Annotated in this window: 19 protein-coding genes; 9 read left to right on the top strand and 10 right to left on the bottom strand. The window is 38.8% G+C overall.

The window, feature by feature from the left end:
* Nucleotides 1–115 precede the first annotated feature (115 nt).
* Complete coding sequence (locus KME09_24045; GenBank protein ID MBW4537009.1) at nucleotides 116–556, top strand: hypothetical protein; 441 nt, start codon at nucleotides 116–118, stop codon at nucleotides 554–556.
* Here the strand turns inward: KME09_24045 and KME09_24040 are convergent.
* The 4 genes from KME09_24040 to KME09_24025 form a co-directional block, all read right to left on the bottom strand.
* Nucleotides 553–939 carry a hypothetical protein gene (locus tag KME09_24040; GenBank protein ID MBW4537008.1) on the bottom strand — a complete coding sequence of 129 codons (387 nt, stop codon included), beginning with the start codon at nucleotides 937–939 and terminating at the stop codon, nucleotides 553–555. The two genes, KME09_24045 and KME09_24040, sit on opposite strands and share 4 nt — an antisense overlap.
* Nucleotides 940–1,223: 284 nt before the next feature.
* Nucleotides 1,224–2,312, bottom strand: coding sequence for a class I SAM-dependent methyltransferase (locus tag KME09_24035; protein ID MBW4537007.1), 1,089 nt, complete (start codon nucleotides 2,310–2,312; stop codon nucleotides 1,224–1,226).
* A 202-nt stretch (nucleotides 2,313–2,514) separates the two neighbouring features.
* The gene (locus KME09_24030) at nucleotides 2,515–3,174 is read right to left on the bottom strand and encodes an NAD(P)H-dependent oxidoreductase (protein ID MBW4537006.1); all 660 of its coding nucleotides are present in this window, start codon (nucleotides 3,172–3,174) and stop codon (nucleotides 2,515–2,517) included.
* A 164-nt stretch (nucleotides 3,175–3,338) separates the two neighbouring features.
* Nucleotides 3,339–3,626 carry a DUF1830 domain-containing protein gene (locus KME09_24025; protein MBW4537005.1) on the bottom strand — a complete coding sequence of 96 codons (288 nt, stop codon included), beginning with the start codon at nucleotides 3,624–3,626 and terminating at the stop codon, nucleotides 3,339–3,341.
* Nucleotides 3,627–4,233: 607 nt separating this feature from the next.
* On the opposite strand from KME09_24025, the gene KME09_24020 reads away from it, so the two are divergent.
* From KME09_24020 to KME09_24005, 4 genes are all read left to right on the top strand, one after another.
* The gene (locus KME09_24020) at nucleotides 4,234–5,781 is read left to right on the top strand and encodes a DUF4070 domain-containing protein (GenBank protein MBW4537004.1); all 1,548 of its coding nucleotides are present in this window, start codon (nucleotides 4,234–4,236) and stop codon (nucleotides 5,779–5,781) included.
* Nucleotides 5,782–6,027: 246 nt separating this feature from the next.
* Entirely contained in the window at nucleotides 6,028–6,339 is a 312-nt protein-coding gene (locus tag KME09_24015; GenBank protein ID MBW4537003.1) for a nucleotidyltransferase family protein, read from the top strand.
* Nucleotides 6,323–6,664 (top strand): DUF86 domain-containing protein, encoded by a 342-nt coding sequence (locus tag KME09_24010; protein ID MBW4537002.1) that lies wholly within the window; start codon nucleotides 6,323–6,325, stop codon nucleotides 6,662–6,664. The genes KME09_24015 and KME09_24010 overlap by 17 nt, the downstream gene beginning before the upstream one ends.
* 95 nt (nucleotides 6,665–6,759) lie before the next feature.
* Nucleotides 6,760–7,407 carry a Uma2 family endonuclease gene (locus tag KME09_24005; GenBank protein ID MBW4537001.1) on the top strand — a complete coding sequence of 216 codons (648 nt, stop codon included), beginning with the start codon at nucleotides 6,760–6,762 and terminating at the stop codon, nucleotides 7,405–7,407.
* An 80-nt stretch (nucleotides 7,408–7,487) separates the two neighbouring features.
* Here the strand turns inward: KME09_24005 and KME09_24000 are convergent, their stop codons facing one another.
* The 3 genes from KME09_24000 to KME09_23990 all read right to left on the bottom strand — a co-directional run bounded on the left by KME09_24000 (nucleotide 7,488) and on the right by KME09_23990 (nucleotide 11,039).
* Nucleotides 7,488–7,859, bottom strand: coding sequence for a four helix bundle protein (locus KME09_24000; protein ID MBW4537000.1), 372 nt, complete (start codon nucleotides 7,857–7,859; stop codon nucleotides 7,488–7,490).
* Nucleotides 7,860–8,096: 237 nt separating this feature from the next.
* Complete coding sequence (locus KME09_23995; GenBank protein MBW4536999.1) at nucleotides 8,097–8,756, bottom strand: pentapeptide repeat-containing protein; 660 nt, start codon at nucleotides 8,754–8,756, stop codon at nucleotides 8,097–8,099.
* Between the two features lie 84 nt (nucleotides 8,757–8,840).
* Entirely contained in the window at nucleotides 8,841–11,039 is a 2,199-nt protein-coding gene (locus tag KME09_23990; protein MBW4536998.1) for a caspase family protein, read from the bottom strand.
* 68 nt (nucleotides 11,040–11,107) lie between these two features.
* On the opposite strand from KME09_23990, the gene KME09_23985 reads away from it, so the two are divergent.
* Nucleotides 11,108–11,521, top strand: a complete 414-nt coding sequence (locus KME09_23985; protein ID MBW4536997.1) for a hypothetical protein — start codon at nucleotides 11,108–11,110, stop codon at nucleotides 11,519–11,521.
* A gap of 168 nt (nucleotides 11,522–11,689) precedes the next feature.
* On the opposite strand, the gene KME09_23980 is transcribed toward KME09_23985, so the two are convergent.
* On the bottom strand, nucleotides 11,690–12,751 hold the full coding sequence (locus tag KME09_23980) for an ABC transporter ATP-binding protein (GenBank protein ID MBW4536996.1): 1,062 nt from the start codon (nucleotides 12,749–12,751) through the stop codon (nucleotides 11,690–11,692).
* A 93-nt stretch (nucleotides 12,752–12,844) separates the two neighbouring features.
* On the opposite strand from KME09_23980, the gene panB reads away from it, so the two are divergent.
* The 3 genes from panB to KME09_23965 all read left to right on the top strand — a co-directional run bounded on the left by panB (nucleotide 12,845) and on the right by KME09_23965 (nucleotide 16,594).
* Nucleotides 12,845–13,624, top strand: coding sequence for a 3-methyl-2-oxobutanoate hydroxymethyltransferase (gene panB, locus KME09_23975; GenBank protein ID MBW4536995.1), 780 nt, complete (start codon nucleotides 12,845–12,847; stop codon nucleotides 13,622–13,624).
* A 15-nt stretch (nucleotides 13,625–13,639) separates the two neighbouring features.
* On the top strand, nucleotides 13,640–14,536 hold the full coding sequence (locus KME09_23970; protein MBW4536994.1) for a rhodanese-related sulfurtransferase: 897 nt from the start codon (nucleotides 13,640–13,642) through the stop codon (nucleotides 14,534–14,536).
* Between the two features lie 108 nt (nucleotides 14,537–14,644).
* Nucleotides 14,645–16,594, top strand: a complete 1,950-nt coding sequence (locus tag KME09_23965) for an AarF/ABC1/UbiB kinase family protein (protein MBW4536993.1) — start codon at nucleotides 14,645–14,647, stop codon at nucleotides 16,592–16,594.
* A 97-nt stretch (nucleotides 16,595–16,691) separates the two neighbouring features.
* Here KME09_23965 and KME09_23960 read toward each other — a convergent pair whose 3' ends face one another.
* Both KME09_23960 and KME09_23955 read right to left on the bottom strand, forming a co-directional pair.
* Entirely contained in the window at nucleotides 16,692–17,783 is a 1,092-nt protein-coding gene (locus KME09_23960) for a phosphotransacetylase family protein (GenBank protein ID MBW4536992.1), read from the bottom strand.
* Nucleotides 17,784–17,819: 36 nt separating this feature from the next.
* Nucleotides 17,820–18,194 (bottom strand): hypothetical protein, encoded by a 375-nt coding sequence (locus KME09_23955; GenBank protein ID MBW4536991.1) that lies wholly within the window; start codon nucleotides 18,192–18,194, stop codon nucleotides 17,820–17,822.
* Between the last annotated feature and the right edge of the window lie 255 nt (nucleotides 18,195–18,449).

Genomic DNA, 18,449 nt, shown 5'->3' with positions numbered 1-18,449 from the left:
TAGGAATAATTTTATAGGTAAAATCACTAAACGTTTTTTTAACTAGGCTTTATATTTACAATTTAACTTTTTGGTAATTTCCCTGAAAACAACTAAATGTTCAGCTTTACAAATTATGGGTTTATTTAAGATCAACGCGATCGCCTTTTTATTTTTAACCGCAGGTATATTGTTAATTAATCTAGAAAATGGGTTGGCAAATACTAGTTTTACCAACTCGACATTAGCTCAAAGTGACAAAACAATCGAAGGGATTTCTGGTGGTTCTACTGATAGTCAAGGCTGTGGCTTCATTGCAGATAGCCCAAGCTATAAAATAAATTTGTCACAAAGAATCGACTACATGCGTCTAACTGTAGAAGCTGCTGGAGGGCAACCGACATTGCTGGTTGTTGGGCCCAATTCTGGCGATAGTTTCTGTGTTTTGGGTGATGAAACATCAGGATTAAAACCCGAAATTTCTGGAGTATGGGAAGCAGGTAATTACCAAATCTATGTTGGCGATCGCACCCAGAATCGACACAAGTTTATTTTGAATATTTCAACTGATAATTAATTACTTTCTTTAATCGTTTTCGCCGAAACCTCGATGGCATCTACATCGATTGTTCCAGGCGGAGTTATGCGGGAAAATCTTTCAGCCTCTACCTGTAACGCTTCGCCACAGCTAGGACAGTTAAATTCAGTATTCTTAAATCCTGTAAACTCATAACTACAGACAGGACATTGAGCTTGAATCAGTCTCCGTTTCAGCCACCATTGAAATCCCCAAAAAGCGATTACAGGGGTGATAAACAGTAGGGCGATAGAAATGACAAAGCCTTTGATGACCCAACCTAAACCCACGCTGGTCAAAATGAAAACCGCCAAGATGATACTAACCCAGCAGCCAAGTCCTGAAGTATTAATTTGAAGCAGTTTATTAAAGCGATCATTCACTGTCGTTATTTACTAGCCTCTAATGAACTATTACTATATTCTAATTCTTAATTTTAGTTCATCTCTAACTCACATTAAAAATCACAGTTTCACTAAAGTAGTTGTCTACAATATAGTGAACTGTGATTAACATTTTGAGGGAATCTAATTTAACACCGCAGTCGGATAATATAGCAATACTAGATAATATTAGGGCGTTTTTTTACTACTACCTACTACCTACTACCTACTACCTACTACCTACTACCTAGTTGTCTATCGCTAATTTTGTACGACTATAAGTACTACTGAGGCTTATAGGCAGTCCAATATTTGCTAACAAAATGATTTTCTACCTTAAGATCGATAAACCCTGCTGTAGTTAAACGTTCTTCAAGATTATCTGTTGTGTAGTGCCTATAATAAGGTTCGTGGAAAATAGCAGGAAAATTGTTCATCATCGGTTGAAAATCAGGAGAATCGATCGCCTGCATGGAGTCACAAATAACTAATACCCCTCCTGGCTGAAGAACGCGATAGGCTTCGTTAATCACGTTTTGTCTGGCAACAGCAGGTAATTCATGGAATAAAAATACAGAAGTAAGTCCATGAAAATAGTTATCGAGGTAAGGTAACTGTTCTCCGTTTGCCTGAACTAACTGGGGTAATTCTCCAGATATTTCTGATAGCAATTGATTTGCTTTACGAAGATATGCAGGAGATAAATCTACGCCATATAAAGAGGCTTTAGGTAGACTCCCTCGCAACATTCGTAAGGTGCGACCTGTTCCACAAGCAATGTCTAGAACTTTTATTTGTGCTGATGGTAGATGAGCAAAAGCCTGAAGTCCTTGCTTTAGTGGGGCAAGAATTCGCCGACGCATAGCATCTGCTGCACCGTTAAATAGAATCTCTACCTGCAAATCATAAAGATTAGCAGACATATCACTCAGGTAGCCATCTGTTTGATAGTGAAAATTTTGCAGATAGTAATCAGGATAACCCGCTCGGTCAATTGCGGCATCAAAACTTTGAAATTCTCTTTTATCCAATCGCTGCCAGATTTTAAACATATCTAGCCAAACTTCAGGGTAGTAGCGAAAGAAATCAGACCAAGGATTATCAAACAGTAAACTATTAGGATAAATACCTTGCTGGGCATCCTGCCAGTCTTTTTCTTCTAACGCTTTAAGTTTTATCTGAAGTTTTTCAAATATTTCAGGTGAAAGAGGTTGACTTTTGCTTGCTTGTTGGGGAATAACCGTATTTGTCAAGCGATCGCTCACTAATTTGTGAACAAAGCCAAATGCTTTTTTGCTTTCTTGAAAACCCTGATAAGCAAATCTGGTTAAAGGTTCAGGGATTAATTGGTCTAAGTTGGGAGTTGATTGCATGAATGGTAGATCGAGATAATTGCAGTCTGTGCGATCGGTAGATCTCACAGGTAGATTTAAGTTTTATGCTGTTTTGTCTATATATATTAAGTATAGTCAACTAGGATCGAGAAGAAAACGTAAACCAAAAAAAGGCAGTTAACTAATTAGCTGCCCGTAAGATCGATTAAATTTATGATTAAGTGAGATGAAGTTAATCTACTTAATCTACGTACTGAACTACTTTATCGGTAGGATAACGAACTTTAGGACTAGTGGCATATTTATCATCATCAGCACGGTATCCCGCAGCGCAGAGAACAACAGAGCTGTAGCCTTGATCGTTTAGTCCCAAAACTTCATTATATTTAGCGGGAACAAATCCTTCCATCGGTAACGTATCAATTTCTAACATTGCAGCACAGGTCATAAAAAATCCCAGAGCAATATAAGCTTGTCTTGCTGCCCAGTTGTTGACATCAAGAGGATAAGGAGGCTGATCCAAAAAACCTTTAACCATTTTGCCCAAACCTGATAAATTTTCAGGCTCAGTTTGCTGTACTTCTGCCATTCGCTGAATATGGCGATCGACGTCAGTATCGTCAATATTATTTTTAATCGCAAAGACAACTAGATGGGAAGCATCAACCACAGGAGTTTGTCCCCATGAGTGTGGTAAAAGCTGTTGGCGTATTTCAGGATTACGAATCACCAAAAATTTCCAAGGCTGCAAACCAAACGATGAAGGGGCTAACACCAAACTTTGCTCTAGGGTTTTCCAAGTTTCTTCAGGTATTTTCTGCTCAGAATTAAATTTTTTAGTGGCATAACGCCAATGAAGTTGCTCTAATGTTTGTTTTGAATCTAGAGGTGGATTGCTCATCGTTTACAAAGATAAAAATGCCATTCAATTTTTAAGATACCGCAGTTTACCAACACTGCTGGCGCTGAATGATCTCTTGACCTTTGCATCTAATTAAAAAGCGATCGCCTTAAAACCAGTTCGGTATCAAGCGATCGTTTTTTGCTTAATTTAATCTTGATTATTTAGGCTGTCCAAGGTGATGTTGTTGTATCAGCACGGAATGAAGCTGGTAAGACCAAATCCTGGCAATCAATTGTCTCAGAGATAATGGAACTAATGCTCATTGCAGTATGTATTTCTAGTTTGGCAAAAGCTGGTGCTTTAAACAGCAAACGTTGTCCAGGAAAGACTACTCGCTCTAGGTTCCAGTGAGGAATATTAGTGATCCGAATTACCTCGACATGAGCAGTTGCATTCACATAGCAGCAAAGAGTAAGTTCAGGAGTAGGTCGTGTAAGAGAAGATAACATTAGTTTAGTTTTTAAATACTGGTTAGATGGTTAATCTGCGATCTGGTTTTCTTAAAAATTTCTTAAAAATTTGTTTCAATTTGATATCGCTTAAATGTGTTGACTAGAAATCAATAGTAAAGTCATTATCCGCTCTAAAATTCTCTTTTTGACAAGCATAACAAGCGAATAAACTTTGATCCCTAATATAACTTAGATAATTTTACTCAGGTACTATCTTAGGTTAGTCTTTTTTTATGATTTATTTAACTATTTTCAATCTTAGGTATGAGGCGATAACTTGAAGCGTATTTTGTTCAGTATTTTTGCTGATTAATTAGAATTGTGCAATCAGTATGCAGAACCAAAAATGATCATTGAATTGTAATCGCTCAAAGATCAAATAGGCTAATATTTTGGGGGTACGGATTAAATTATTTTCAACAAATAACAAAGCAGATAATTATTTGTCTCTAGAACTCAATAGCTCTTTTGGCAGATAGTTAATGAGGCATTTGAGTTTACTATCAAGTTTACCCTGTGAGAATTACATAAACCTTTAACGACGTTATTTATGCTGACAAGATAAGCTTATATAACTTTGAATTTTTAATCTGAGGCATTTATTATGCGGGTTTTATTGCTATACCCCTTATTCCCTAAAAGTTTTTGGTCATTTGAGAAAACTTTAGCTTTGGTAGACTGCAAAGCTCTCATGCCACCTTTGGGTTTAATTACCGTGGCAGCTATTTTACCTCAATCGTGGGAGTTCAGACTAGTAGACCATAATATTCAAGAAGTCACCGAATCTGATTGGGATTGGGCAGAGTTAGTAATCATTTCTGGCATGATTGTGCAGAAGAATGATATGTTGGCTCAAATCTTGGAGGCAAAAAATCGTAACAAGCTCGTTGCTGTAGGGGGGCCTTATGCCACAACATCTCCCCAGGAAGTCGAAGCTGCGGACTTTTTGGTTTTGGATGAAGGAGAAATCACCCTGCCAATGTTCATTGCGGCAATTGAACGGGGCGATCGCTCTGGGGTTTTTCGCTCAACAGAAAAGCCTGCGGTAACAGAGACGCCGATTCCTCGTTACGATCTCCTCGATTTGACTGCTTACGATAATATGTCGGTGCAGTTTTCGCGTGGCTGTCCTTTTCAGTGCGAATTCTGCGATATCATCGTGCTTTACGGACGCAAACCCCGTACCAAGACTCCAGAGCAGTTATTAGCGGAGTTGGAGTGTATTTATAATCTTGGTTGGCGTGGTGCAGTTTTCATGGTGGATGATAACTTTATCGGCAACAAGCGCAACGTTAAGCTGTTGCTCCAAGAATTAAAAGTTTGGATGGCAGAAAAAGGTTATCCGTTTGGCTTAACTACAGAAGCTTCAGTAGATTTAGCTCAGGATGACGAGTTGATGAAGTTAATGGTGGAATGTAACTTCAAAAAAGTCTTTTTAGGAATAGAGACTCCCGATCAAGACAGTTTGGCTTTAACTAGCAAATTTCAGAATACTCGCGATCCGCTGACAGAATCCATTAATAAAATTACTACCGCAGGAATGCAAGTAATGGCAGGGTTTATCATTGGGTTTGATGGTGAAAAACCCCAGGCAGGCGATCGCATTGTCCAGTTTGTCGAACAAACGAATATTCCCTTGGCAATGTTTAGTATGCTTCAGGCATTACCCAGCACAGCTTTGTGGGATCGGCTAGAAAAAGAGGGTAGATTACTTAACGGTTCGGCAAATATTAATCAAACAACCTTGATGAACTTTGTCCCCACTAGAAATATTGAAGATATTGCTACGGAGTATGTCAATGCTTTTTGGAAACTATATGACCCCGCAGCTTATCTGGAGCGTGTTTTTCGCTACTATATGATGCTAGGTGCTGTACAAAATGCTAAGTCTCTAAGACCAAGTTGGAAAACAATTCGTGCTTTAGGTTTAATTCTCTGGAAACAAGGAGTAATAGCGAATACTCGGATGCTATTTTGGAAAAATTTGATTCAGGTGTTAGTTAAAAAGCCCCGCCAGCTAGAGATTTATCTAACTTTATGTGCTTATCTTGAACACTTTACCGAGTATCGCTTTATTGTTAAAGAACAGATTAATACTCAGCTTGCTAACTATATTGCTTCCAAACTAGAAGTAGAAAAAGTAGCTAGTTAGGTCATAGGCGACAGGGTTAAGGAGTAAATAGTCAGAGGAATTTATAATCTTTGCTGTGTTGCTCCTTAATTTTTAGTTAAGGCGAGATCGCTTTATGACCATTCTATTCAATAATAACGATCGCTCTAAATAACTAGAATTTCTTTAACACGCGATCTAAAATCAGGTGTAACTTTTGCGATCGCAGAAAAAAAATCAACCATGAATGTAAAATATCATTAGAATTTCGCTAGACTTTGGTATCTTATGAAAGTAAAAAATATAGAAATTCCCATAGCTAAAATAAAACAATTCTGTCAAAGATACCACATCAATAAATTTGCTTTATTTGGTTCGGTTCTGCGAAACGATTTTACTCCTAATAGTGATATAGATGTGTTGGTAGAATTTCAATCTGGACATACACCTGGATTTATTAAATTGCATCAAATCCAAGAAGAAATTTCCCAATTGTTTGAAGGGAGAGAAATTGACTTAGTAACACCTAAATTTTTAAACTATCAAATTCGCGATCGCATTTTATCGGAAATGGAAGTTTGCTATGTCGCAGAAGGATGAGCGTGTTTATATTAGACACATAATTGATAACTCTAATAAGGCAATTAACTTTGTCAAAGATATTAGTCGAGAAGATTTTGATAACGATGAAAAATTACGTTTAGCGTTAACTCATCTACTACAAATTATTGGCGAAGCTGCCCGTAGAATCTCGCCAGAATTTCGAGCAATTTATTCTCATCCATGGAAAGCGATCGTTGGAATGCGAAGTAAAGTTGTTCATGACTATTTAAATGTAGACGAAGATGTTGTTTGGGCAACTGTACAAAATGATCTTGCTCCTTTAGTAATAGAATTAGAAAAGATATTGCGATCGCAATACTAATCCGTCTCGAATAAATACCCTTTGGGAAGCAAGCTACAGGTCAAATAACTCAATTAGCCTATAATTACAAGAATAAAGATCGGAAAAATTTAGTCATGTTTACAGATGTCTTGAATCTTCCTATAAATAGCGATCGCGCCAATAGAGCAGATCAAATATTGACTTTAAATAACATGAGTTGGTCTGATTATGAACAATTAGTGGAAACAGATATCGGATATAAAGCATCTTATTGGAATGGAATTATAACAATTGTGTCTCCAAGTAGAAATCATGAAAGAATAGCAGAAATTATTAATGGTTTAATTAAAACTTATTGTCGTAAATATAATTTGATTTATTTTCCAATGGGTTCGACTACTATTAAAAATTCACCTCTAGCTGGCAAAGAACCAGATCGTAGTTTTGCTTTTAAAATAGATAAATCTATTCCCGATCTAGCTATAGAAGTTACGTATACAAGTGGAAGTATTGCAGATTTAGAAAAGTATCAATCTTTAGGAGTTAAAGAGGTTTGGTTTTGGCGAATGGAAACGCTCCCGTTTAGGGAGCTTGTTCCACATTCGCGTTGGCAAGATAATAAAATTGCGTTTTATCAATTGGTCGATTCTGAATATTTAGAAACACAAAATAGTATTTGTTTACCCGAAATATCTTCCAACTTTTTAATTACATTTGTTAATAGAGGATTGAAGGAAACACCACTAACTATTGAAGAAGATTTTTATCAACAATTGAGTTAGCAAGTTACAATGCGATCGCCACACTAATCCGCCCTAGAATCAATTCATGGCTAATAGCTTTAGAGGTCAGGGGTCAGGGGTCAGGGGTCAGATTTTAGAGACTTGATTATAGTTACCAAGGTTCTGATAATAAAGTCTATTTCTTGGAGTAGCAAAGCAAATTTTTCTCGCTTGACAATTTCTGCTTCGATCATTATTTCTATCCAATATTGAGTCTCTCTTGCTTCTTTCAAAGCTATTTCATATTTGTTGATAAAGTCTTTTCTAGACTGAGCGGAAATTGCTTCAGCACAGTTTGCTCCAATTGATGTGCCAGAACGTAAGAACTGTTTGGATAATACTCTCACAGCATCATCATAGTGATCTATTTTTGTTATTTTTGTATAAGCATTAATAACTCTAATTGCAAATTTTTTTGTTCTATCTTGAATAGTATTGCTATTATTAAGCATGGTAAAAAATAAACTTAATAGTCCAATTTTATCCTTAACTAAAAGTCTACAATTGTGATCTCTGACCCCTGACCCCTAACCCCTGACCCCTAACCCCTGACCCCTAACCCCTGACTCCTGACCCCTAACCCCTGACCTCTGACCCCTAACCCCTGACCTCTGACCTCTGACCCCTGACCTCTTGACCCCTGACCCCTGACCCCTGACCCTATCAAGGAAGTCTATCATTTCCACTTACTAGCAATCTGGTGGAGTTTCGGGATCGGAGGATTTGTCTTTTTTAAGTTGGTCTATGTATTGCTGATTGGCTTTCTCGTCAGTAACCCATTCATTATATTTATAATCAAAATGTCCTTTATAAATGGCTTGATCCCAGAAACAAGCAGATTTGATTTGAGAGTTGGTTAGGTTTTTGGCACCCCTGAGGTTGGCACCCCTGAGGTCGGCACCATTGAGTAAGGCACCATTGAGTAAGGCACCATTGAGGTAGGCATCAACGAGGTCGGCATTCCTGAGGTTGGCACCATTGAGGTAGGCACCATTGAGGTCGGCACTCCTGAGGTAGGCACCATTGAGGTTGGCATCAACGAGGTCGGCACCAACGAGGTCGGCACCATTGAGGTCGGCACCATTGAGGTTGGCACTCCTGAGGTTGGCACCAACGAGGTCGGCACTCCTGAGGTTGGCACCAACGAGGTTGGCATCATAGAGGAAGGCACCATTGAGGTTGGCACCAACGAGGTCGGCACTCCTGAGGTTGGCACTCCTGAGGTTGGCACTCCTGAGGTTGGCACCATTGAGGTTGGCACCATTGAGGTCGGCATCAGGAAGATCGATGTTTGATAGATTTACTTTCTCTAAAGGCGTATTTTTCAAAGATTCTCCCCAAGAATTCAAATTTTCTAAAGCTTTATATCTTCTAATGTTAGATTTTTCCCCTTGGGTTTCTTGAACAGTTTTCAAAGCGGTTTGAATGCTGATTTATCGATAAAGAAAAAATCCAACAATTCCTGTGCCAAATAAAGGAATTATCAAAAACTTGAATAAATTGTTACGTTTTTTACTAATACTTTTTTTGATAAAAGCTTCTGCCAAGGTTGACAAAGAATATTTATCCCTCGATTCTTTTTGAAATTTATTGGCTTCTTTTAAACGAAATCCTTGTAATAAATAATCACTTTTCTTGCCTGACTCTTGCCATGCTCGTGCATCGTTTTCAATCTTTCTTTGTTCTAAAAGATTACTCCTACTTTCATCTAACCATTTGCCCAATAAATCCCAATTCCTAATTAATGCTTCATGGGCAACATCAACTACTGCTTCTCTGCTTAATTGAGAACCTTTGGCTACTTGTTCGCTAGTGACAATTAACTTTTCATCTGCTAATTTTTTAACTGCATTATCGATAACAGTTTCAGAATGTTTATTAGTAATTAAATCTCGTTTTAATACCCTTCTTCGAGTATTTTCTGTTCCTTCTCCTAGCTGAGTAAGCGACAAAAAGATATATTTAGCTGTTTCTTTTTCTTCTTCATTAAATGAGTTATATACTTCCGTTGCCCGTTTATTTAAGGTGCCAGCTATTCTGCCTAATTTTGTATAGGTAGTCAGTTTTAAGCAATTATCGGTTTTCCATTTCCAGATTTCGGTTAAGGTATATTGAAGTAATGGTAAAATTCCTGGTGAACCTTTGACATCCCTGAGTATTTCTTCGACTAATTCTTCTTCTACTATCAGGTTGACTCGATCAGCAGGTTTAATAATTGCTTCTCTTAACTGCCCTTCAGACATAGCAGTAACAGTAATTAAATTCTCCTGTATCTTTTTCCCCAGTCCGCTGTAATGCTTTTCCAGACACTTACCCAAAAAATCCACCCGCATGGCAAGAATGAGGCAGAGTTTATTTTCAGTTGTTGCCAACGCCCCGAAGATGCACTGAAAAAACTTCTCTCGTTCGTCATTGTTTTGACACAAGGTAAATACTTCCTCAAACTGGTCGATAATTAGAACGACACGGCTAACTTCAGCAGTTTGTATTAATTTGCGTAATCCTTCCGCGCCTTCTTTTAATAATCCTTCTGCTTTGCCTAATTGTTCTGCTTTATCTAATTGAGATAAATTCGAGTCAACAAATAATTCTGCTAATCTTTTGAGGGGATTTTCGGTGGGGACGGTAATTAAAATTTGCCAATCTCTAGAATTAGCTAGTTTATATCCTAGTTTTAACTGATGGACTAATCCCGCCCTGAGTACCGAAGATTTACCACTACCAGAAGCCCCTAATATAGCGAGAAAATTATCTTGTCTAATTTTATTGAGTAGGGTGTCGGTTAATTCTTCTCGTCCATAAAAATAGTCAGCGTCATCGCTTTCAAAATACTGCAATCCTTTATAGGGACAAATTTCTGTCGTTGCTTGTGTTTGTGTTATGGTTTCTGTTGCTGTTAAAGTGCGAGTTAAATCAATCGGTGCGCCAAAGTTACTATAAATTGGTCTTTGAGTGGCATTCTTTAAATTCTTATCAATAAAATCCACTAAACTGATGTTAGTTATCCATTGTTGAGGACAACGAGTAGGATCTAATCCTTCTAAAAGAACTTTAGTTAAAACACTGTAGCGATCGCCTAAATCTTCATAAGCCTGTTCAAATTCTCTAGAAGCTGCAATGAAACTACGATCTCTAGCTTGACCAACATCACCAGGATCGGCTTCATTAAAGTTAAGTAATTCCCCACTATGACAACAATCTAACCAAATAATTTGCTGTTTAATTGGACTTTCTTGCAGTAAACGACGCAACCATTGCAAAGATAAACTATAAAATCTTTGATTCGGATCGACATTACTGCTAGCTAAAAATCCTTCTGTAATTCCCGATGTGCTGCGGATTCCATGCCCTGAAAAGTAAAATAACGCTGTGTCGGGGATATTGCGCCCTTGTGGATTGAATAGTTTGATTAAAGCATCTTGTAATTGAGTTAAACTAACTTGAATTTCTTTACCAATATAGGGTTTCTTCGTATCTCTTGTTATAGCTTCAGGTAATCTTTGAATGTTAAATTCACCATGTTGTTCGAGGATACGTGCGATCGCTTCAGCATCCTCAGCAGAGGCTTGGAGATTTCTTAAGCCTTCAGCTTGGTAGCTATTAATACCAACAACTAATGCATCTTTTAACATTGCCCAAAACGCTTAATTTGTGATAATTCTAACTAAGAAAGCAAATTAACTACAAAAGCTCTAGAATAATGACGCAATTAGCCCCGATCGAACTCGAAGACGGCACAGTCATCTATATGGAAGTGCAAGAAGAAGTTCAAATAGCCCCTAGAGAATCGACACAAACGGAAGATGAAGAAGAACTAACTAGGGATGACTTGGGTAGAGGAGGTAAGGGGTTAGGGGGAAGCAATTCACAAAATCAAGTTGTCCAAAATTTCCAAGCAATTGAAGGGACAATTCGCGCCTATACTAACTACACTCTTAACGCTTTTAGAAATATAGCTAGTGGCAATATCAATAAAGTAACTTTAGAGTTTGGTATTAAAGTAGGAGGAAAAGCAGGAATTCCTTATGTTACAGAAGGTTCTGCCGAAAGTCATCTTAAAATCACTGTAGAGTGTTCTTTTCCCGAACAATCGCGATCGATCGACCCCTCATAAAAATTTTTCATCCCTATTTTCTTGCTTTATAGCCATCGAACGATAGATTAAGACATCTTTTAATCCCTTTGCGTCTTTGCGTCTTTGCGCGAGATTTTATATTGTCCTAACTTTTACTTCGACTGCTATAAATTCCAATTCTTTCCCATAATATAGCTTTAAGCTCATTTAAAGGCGATCGCCTGTTGCAACATCAAACCAGTGGATTTTATGGGGTTGGATCGCTAGAGGGATCGTTTGGTCTTGCCAGTTGCGATCGCTAGGCAATAAAGCTCTAAGCGTTTTTTCCGAGTCTGGTATTTTTACACTAACTAAGTTGTCTTTGCCTAGTTGCTCTACCAGATATGCTTGACCGATAATTGTTGCGGCTGATTCGGCATCAGCTAGACAGACATCTTCAGGTCTAATACCAAAAACGATTGTAGTTGGCTTATTATTCATAGTTGGTAATTCAAATCGATATTGACCGAGGAACGCGCTATTTCCCTCACACTTTAGGGTTAACAGATTCATTTGCGGACTACCGACAAAGCTAGCAACAAATTCATTGGCGGGATGGGAATAGATACGACTAGGAGGATCTAACTGTTGAATCATGCCTTGGTTCAATACTGCTACTTTGCTAGAGAGAGTCATGGCTTCGGTTTGATCGTGAGTAACATATACTACAGGCTTATTCTGCTCTTTGAATAGCTGTTTCATCTGCGCTCTCACCTGCTCTCGCAACAGGGCATCCAGATTACTTAACGGCTCGTCTAGCAAAAATACTTCAGGGTCGCGCACTAAGGCTCTAGCTAAGGCTACTCTTTGTCTTTGACCACCAGACATCTGACCTGGTTTACGGTTAAGTAGACTAGTTAACTCTAATTTATGGGCTGCCTCATTAACTCGACGCTTGATTTCCGCTTCAGGCATCTTGCGTAATTTTAGTGCCGTAGCAATATTTTCGGCTGCGGTCATGTGAGGATAGAGAGCATAGCTTTGAAAAACCATTGCCATATTGCGATCGCCAGGAGCAGCCTGATTGACATTTTGCCCGCCAATACTTACTTCCCCACTAGTTGGAGCTTCTAAGCCAGCAATGAGACGTAACAGGGTGGATTTACCACATCCAGAAGGCCCTAATAAAGTTAGAAATTCACCGTCATTAATTTCTAAGGAAATATCTTTGACAGGAACAACATCAGCACGATATTTTTTGTGTAAATTTTGTAATTTAAGTTTTGCCATGTTCTAATAATTAAGTTGTGATATGTAGCTTTTACAATAAGACAATAACTTCAAACAGCAGCTTTAAAAATATTAGAACCAGCTTAGATCGCAATGGCAGTAACTTTACAGCAATTAACTCAGTGGAAAGAGTCAGGACGCTCAATTATTTCCCTTACAGCTTGGGAATACAGCTTAGCGCAGATCTTAGATCGAGCAGGAGTAGATCTGATTCTTGTGGGCGATTCCTTGGCAATGGTAGGTTTGGGTCATTCGAGTACTTTGCCTGTAACTCTTGATGAGATGATCCATCATGCTAAAGCAGTCTGTCGTGGAGTTAAACATGCCTTAGTCGTTTGCGATCTACCGTTTATGAGCTATCAGGTTAGCGTAACTCAGGCAATGGAAGCAGCAGGAAGAGTAATGAAAGAAACTGGCGCGTCGGCAGTTAAACTAGAAGGCGGACAGCCGATGATTGTAGAGATCGTTCGAGAATTAACGACAATTGGCATTCCTGTCATGGGTCATGTGGGTTTGACTCCCCAGTCGTTTCGGATTTTGGGCTACAAACAGCAGGGACAGACTCAAGCAGAAGCAGAAATGATTATCGATCAGGCGATCGCTTTAGCTCAAGCAGGAGCATTTAGCATTGTTTTAGAGCATATTCCCAGCGATCTGGCGGCAATTATTACGGATAAAATTGCTATTCCCACGATTGGTATTGGCGCAGGCAATAAATGTGATGGTCAGGTCTTAGTTACCGCCGATCTATTAGGCTTGTCCGCCAGAAAACCACCTTTTGCTAAGTCTTATGTTAATCTCAGGCAGATAATTACCGATGCCGTCGAAGATTTTACTCAAGAAGTACAGCAGCAAAAATTCCCTCAATCATAGTTACCTATAGTTGCGATGACTTATTTAATTGCTACTTTCTATAAATTCGCGAATATTTCGGATTTAAAAGCTAAAAAACAGCAAATCTTGACATTGTGTCAATCACAGGAGCTAAAGGGGACGATTATCTTAGCCGAAGAAGGTATTAACGGCACGATCGCAGGCCAGGAAAAAGCGATCGCCACTGTCTTAACTCAGCTTCGTAGTTTGCCTAATTTAGCCGATCTTGAACACAAAGAATCGACTGCGCAAAAGCTTCCTTTTGTCAGACTAAAGGTCAAAATAAAATCAGAAATCGTGACTCTCGGCTTACCAGCGGTTAACCCTAATCAACAGGTAGGTACTTATGTTAATCCTCAAGATTGGAATCAGGTGATCGCCGATCCTGAAGTGGTGGTCATTGATACGAGAAACGACTATGAAATAGAAATAGGCAGCTTTAAGCGAGCTAAGAACCCCAATACTCAATCTTTTCGCGAGTTTCCTCAATACATCGCGCAAAACCTCAATCCGCAAGAAAATCCTAAAGTAGCAATGTTCTGTACTGGGGGAATTCGGTGCGAAAAAGCTTCTTCCTATCTGCTGTCTCAAGGATTTAAAGAGGTCTATCACCTTAAAGGTGGAATTTTAAAATATCTGGAAAATATATCTCCCGAAGAAAGTATGTGGGAGGGAGAATGTTTTGTTTTTGACGAGCGGGTTGCTGTCAAGGAAGGTTTAGAAATCGGTAGTTACGAGCTTTGCTATGCCTGTGGCCATCCCATTTCAGCGGCAGACAAAAAATCTCCTCAATATGAATCCCATATTTCTTGCCCTCACTGTTACGAGCAGCTAACTCCAGCCAAAAAAGCCCGTCAAGTAAACCGTCGTCGAGCTAGAGAAACTGAAAAAACCAGAGAATCTAACTTTTGACTTTTGATGGAAATAAAGAACCAAAGTAATCTAAAGAAAGAGTAGTTTATTTCTATCTCTTGTTACAATTGTTAACAAAGTTGTTAACGTCAGTCTTTAAACTATCCTATGCGTCAAGAGACAGTCTTATCTAGAACAGACACCATTACCGTACCATCCCAGGCGATCGACACCTATGAGGATACTGAATTAGCTTATGATGAGCCAAATGCGGACTGGCGTTATAACCCAGAAACCAATAACGCTCAGTATCGTCGTCGTCCTTTTTTAGTCTTAGGTCGTTTAATTGCTATTTTATTTCCCTTTACTCGCTTTGTTCTTGGAGTCTGGTGGGATAGTTTTACTGGTAATTCTATTCCCAAGCAAAAGAAAAGAGCGCGTCAGCTAATTAAAATTTTAACTAAGTTAGGCCCTGCCTACATTAAAATCGGCCAGGCTTTATCTACTAGACCAGATGTTGTTCCTCCTGCCTATTTAGAAGAATTAACTACCCTACAGGATAAGATTCCTTCTTTTCCTAATGAAGTGGCATTTCGCTTTATTGAGGAAGAGTTAGGCGCAAGACCAGAAGAAATTTATGCTGATTTATCTGCGCAACCCATCGCCGCAGCATCGTTGGGGCAAGTATATAAAGGTCGTTTAAAAACAGGAGAAGAAGTAGCAGTAAAAGTACAGCGTCCCGATCTTAACAGTCGTATTAGTCTTGATATCTACATCATGAGACTACTGGCAGGATTTGTCCAAGACAATGTTAAGCAGGTACGTTCTAATCTACGCGCTATTATTGATGAGCTAGCAGAACGAATTTTTGAAGAGACTAACTATAATCAAGAAGGTCGCAACGCCGATAAGTTCAGAGAATTTTACGGCTACATGGAAGAAATCTATGTACCGAAGATTTATTGGGAATATACGGGTAAGCGCGTCCTAACTATGGAATGGATCGATGGCACCAAGCTTACTGATATTGAAGCAGTGCAGGAAAAAGGCATCGACGCTACTCACATTATTGAAATTGGGGTGGAATGTTCTTTAAGACAGTTGCTAGAACACGGATTTTTTCATGCCGATCCTCACCCAGGAAACCTGTTAGCAATGGATAACGGTAAATTAGCTTATTTAGACTTTGGCATGATGAGTCGAATTAAGCCCTATCAAAGATATGGTTTGATTGAAGCGGTAGTTCACTTAGTTAACCGTGATTTTGAGGCTCTGTCAGAAGATTATGTTAAGTTAGACTTTTTGACCCCAGATACAGACCTAAGACCGATTGTACCTGCCTTGGCTAACGTTTTTGGCAATGCTTTAGGCGCTAGTGTAGCCGAACTAAATTTTAAGAGCATTACCGATCAGATGTCGGCAATGATGTATGAATTTCCTTTTACAGTCCCTGCCTACTATGCCCTGATTATTCGTTCAATGGTAACTTTAGAAGGGATTGCTATTGGTGTCGATCCTGAGTTTAAGGTTTTGAGCAAAGCCTATCCGTATATTGCTAAAAGGCTTTTGACCGATCCTGCACCTGAACTACGAGCATCTTTAAAAGACTTGTTGTTTAAAGAAGAAGGTTTTCGTTGGCATCGTTTAGAAAACTTACTCAATAACGCTACAGACTCCAGAGACTATGATTTTGATGGAGTAGTGGATCAGGCTCTTGATTATTTATATAGCGATCGCGGGACATTTATTCGCGATCGCATTGCCGAAGAGTTAGTTAATGCGATCGATAGTATCGGTCGGCGAACTATTTTTAATCTTTCGACTACTTTCCGCCAAAGAGTAGGCTTGGCAGTTCAAGAAACCCCCGTAGAATACAGGCAAGATTCCTATACAATGATTCACCTCAAAAATATTGTTGGTATTCTGCAACAGACTCCAGGCTTTAATCCTACTCGTTTAATTTCTGTTGTGGCCAAAATTATTACCAAGCCCGAAACTCAAAAAATCGGACAGCAAGTTGCTGAAGGGTTAGCTCAAAAACTGGCAGCAAGACTGATTAGATCCCTACTAGTAGATCCTCAGCCACAGACTTTGACTGCTTTGCCCGCAGCTAGATAGATCCATATTAATTAGTTGGTTATTTTGGCTCAGAATTCATCTGAGCCATTTTTTTTATAAGTCTATACTTCGATTGAGCAACAGCCTCGATTTAAAATTAAATTGATTTAGCGAATTCTAAACCAAGATATTTAAGTAATCGCTCAAAATCGAAATTTTGCTGAATAAGACGTTTAATTTGACGAACTTTTATATCTTCTTGAAGAGGAACTCTGCCAAATGCGCCATCAACAACCTCTACTGTAGTTAAAGTATCCGTATCCACAGACAGTACAGGAATCTCTAAACTTTCAGCTCTCTCAATAATAATTTCTTTAGGAGGAATACGACCAGTTAAAATCAGACAATGAGTTGAAGTTTCTAAAGCTGCCATTTGTAATTCGGTGCGATCGCCTCCTGTCACTACCGCCATATTTTCTCTTTGACGGAAATATCCTAGAGCCGAATTAACATTCATTGCCCCAATACTAAGACTTTCTATCATCCAGTCTAAATGTTCAGAACAACATAAAACTTCGGCTTTTAATCGCTTAGCAATTTCCTTGACGCTAACACTGTTGAGGATGCGATCTTTAGGAATCATTCCCAGAACAGGAATCTGCTGGTTTTCCAGATAAAGTTTGATAATCTCCGATGCAGTGCTAAATTCTTCTGGCGGCACATCGTTGATAATTACGCCCAATAAGCGATCTCCTAAAAACTTTTTAGCTGATAATAAGCTACCTACCAAAAGTTGAGGCTGATAACGGGCAACAAGCAGAATTGAGGCATCAACTAGTTCGGCAATTTCTGGTACTGAAAGATTAAAAATACTTCCTTCCCAGAGATTACTAGATCCTTCCAGGAAAATTAAATCCCCCTCAATCTGCGCTACATATTCTCGCACAGCTTCACTATAGTCTTGGAGATCGTCTCCTTGCAGTCGCCGATTGATCTTAGTCTGATCTACAGAGAGGAAAGGTGACTTTACTTGATTAGCAGACAAACCTAAAGTTGTAGCTAAAAATTTAGCATCTGAAGATGCTGCTAAATCTGCTGAATTTTCTCTAAAATCGGCTGCTAACGGTTGACCATAACCAATTGAAATATCTTTTGCCTGAGCCAGATAACTCAAACCAAGAATAGTTGCCGATTTACCACAGTAGGCCTCGGTAGAAGCTATTAGAAGATATTTAGCAGATGTAGCCACGGCCTCACTCCTTGTTGATGTTGTATTTATATGATTTTATTCAAAGCGCAGTAATTTGCGATAAAAACTTTGAGGAAAATCAGTTTTCTTTGAACGCTTAAAATTCATGATGACATCAATTAGGTAATCAATAAACTCGGAATTAGATAGAGTTACCTCATAGCTTAATTCTGCCTGTCCATCAAATTGTAAACGACAGCGGGTCAACTCTGAGGGTAATTTTGATACATACCAGCTGGCAACAAAGGCAATCCCTTCGGCTCCTTCAATTTGGCGTTCACCTTCTAAAGATGCCTCACGGTATAAGGCGATCGCATGAGGTAGCCAACTATGTTTGTTTTTTGAGTAATAGGGTACGTAAATAATTACATCTGCTTTGCTAGCTGGTTTAATTTGTTCAATAGTAGACATAGATAAAACTCAATAATAATGTTAATTTAATTTTCCGAGACTTCCTACTTTATAACATCAGTTTTTTCAGACAACCTCTATCTACTTAACTCAAACCTAGATTATGTTAGTTAGCGATAAAAAATACCAAAAAAAATGCCCCCCATTGCTGGAGAGCATTTCTTTTATTCAAAACTTACAGCTGATGTAAGTCCGACAAGTTCTTAACCGTTGATTGCAGGAGCAGTTAGTGCTACAGGAGCAGAGTCGCCACTA

The sequence above is a fragment of the Pleurocapsa minor HA4230-MV1 genome (assembly GCA_019359095.1).
In the GTDB taxonomy this organism is placed as follows: Bacteria; Cyanobacteriota; Cyanobacteriia; order Cyanobacteriales; family Xenococcaceae; genus Waterburya; species Waterburya minor.
Note: the sequence above shows the minus strand (reverse complement) of the source record. Positions and strands in the feature narration are given on the sequence as shown.

Coding starts and splice junctions, on each gene's coding strand:
- KME09_23990 (MBW4536998.1), bottom strand. CDS start 11,039: ATGTTAAAAGATGCATTAGTTGTTGGTATTAATAGCTACCAAGCTGAA.
- KME09_24000 (MBW4537000.1), bottom strand. CDS start 7,859: ATGCTTAATAATAGCAATACTATTCAAGATAGAACAAAAAAATTTGCA.
- KME09_24045 (MBW4537009.1), top strand. CDS start 116: ATGGGTTTATTTAAGATCAACGCGATCGCCTTTTTATTTTTAACCGCA.
- KME09_24035 (MBW4537007.1), bottom strand. CDS start 2,312: ATGCAATCAACTCCCAACTTAGACCAATTAATCCCTGAACCTTTAACC.
- KME09_24015 (MBW4537003.1), top strand. CDS start 6,028: ATGAAAGTAAAAAATATAGAAATTCCCATAGCTAAAATAAAACAATTC.
- KME09_23955 (MBW4536991.1), bottom strand. CDS start 18,194: ATGTCTACTATTGAACAAATTAAACCAGCTAGCAAAGCAGATGTAATT.
- panB (MBW4536995.1), top strand. CDS start 12,845: ATGGCAGTAACTTTACAGCAATTAACTCAGTGGAAAGAGTCAGGACGC.
- KME09_23965 (MBW4536993.1), top strand. CDS start 14,645: ATGCGTCAAGAGACAGTCTTATCTAGAACAGACACCATTACCGTACCA.
- KME09_24030 (MBW4537006.1), bottom strand. CDS start 3,174: ATGAGCAATCCACCTCTAGATTCAAAACAAACATTAGAGCAACTTCAT.
- KME09_24010 (MBW4537002.1), top strand. CDS start 6,323: ATGTCGCAGAAGGATGAGCGTGTTTATATTAGACACATAATTGATAAC.
- KME09_24005 (MBW4537001.1), top strand. CDS start 6,760: ATGTTTACAGATGTCTTGAATCTTCCTATAAATAGCGATCGCGCCAAT.
- KME09_24025 (MBW4537005.1), bottom strand. CDS start 3,626: ATGTTATCTTCTCTTACACGACCTACTCCTGAACTTACTCTTTGCTGC.
- KME09_24020 (MBW4537004.1), top strand. CDS start 4,234: ATGCGGGTTTTATTGCTATACCCCTTATTCCCTAAAAGTTTTTGGTCA.
- KME09_23970 (MBW4536994.1), top strand. CDS start 13,640: ATGACTTATTTAATTGCTACTTTCTATAAATTCGCGAATATTTCGGAT.
- KME09_23980 (MBW4536996.1), bottom strand. CDS start 12,751: ATGGCAAAACTTAAATTACAAAATTTACACAAAAAATATCGTGCTGAT.
- KME09_23985 (MBW4536997.1), top strand. CDS start 11,108: ATGACGCAATTAGCCCCGATCGAACTCGAAGACGGCACAGTCATCTAT.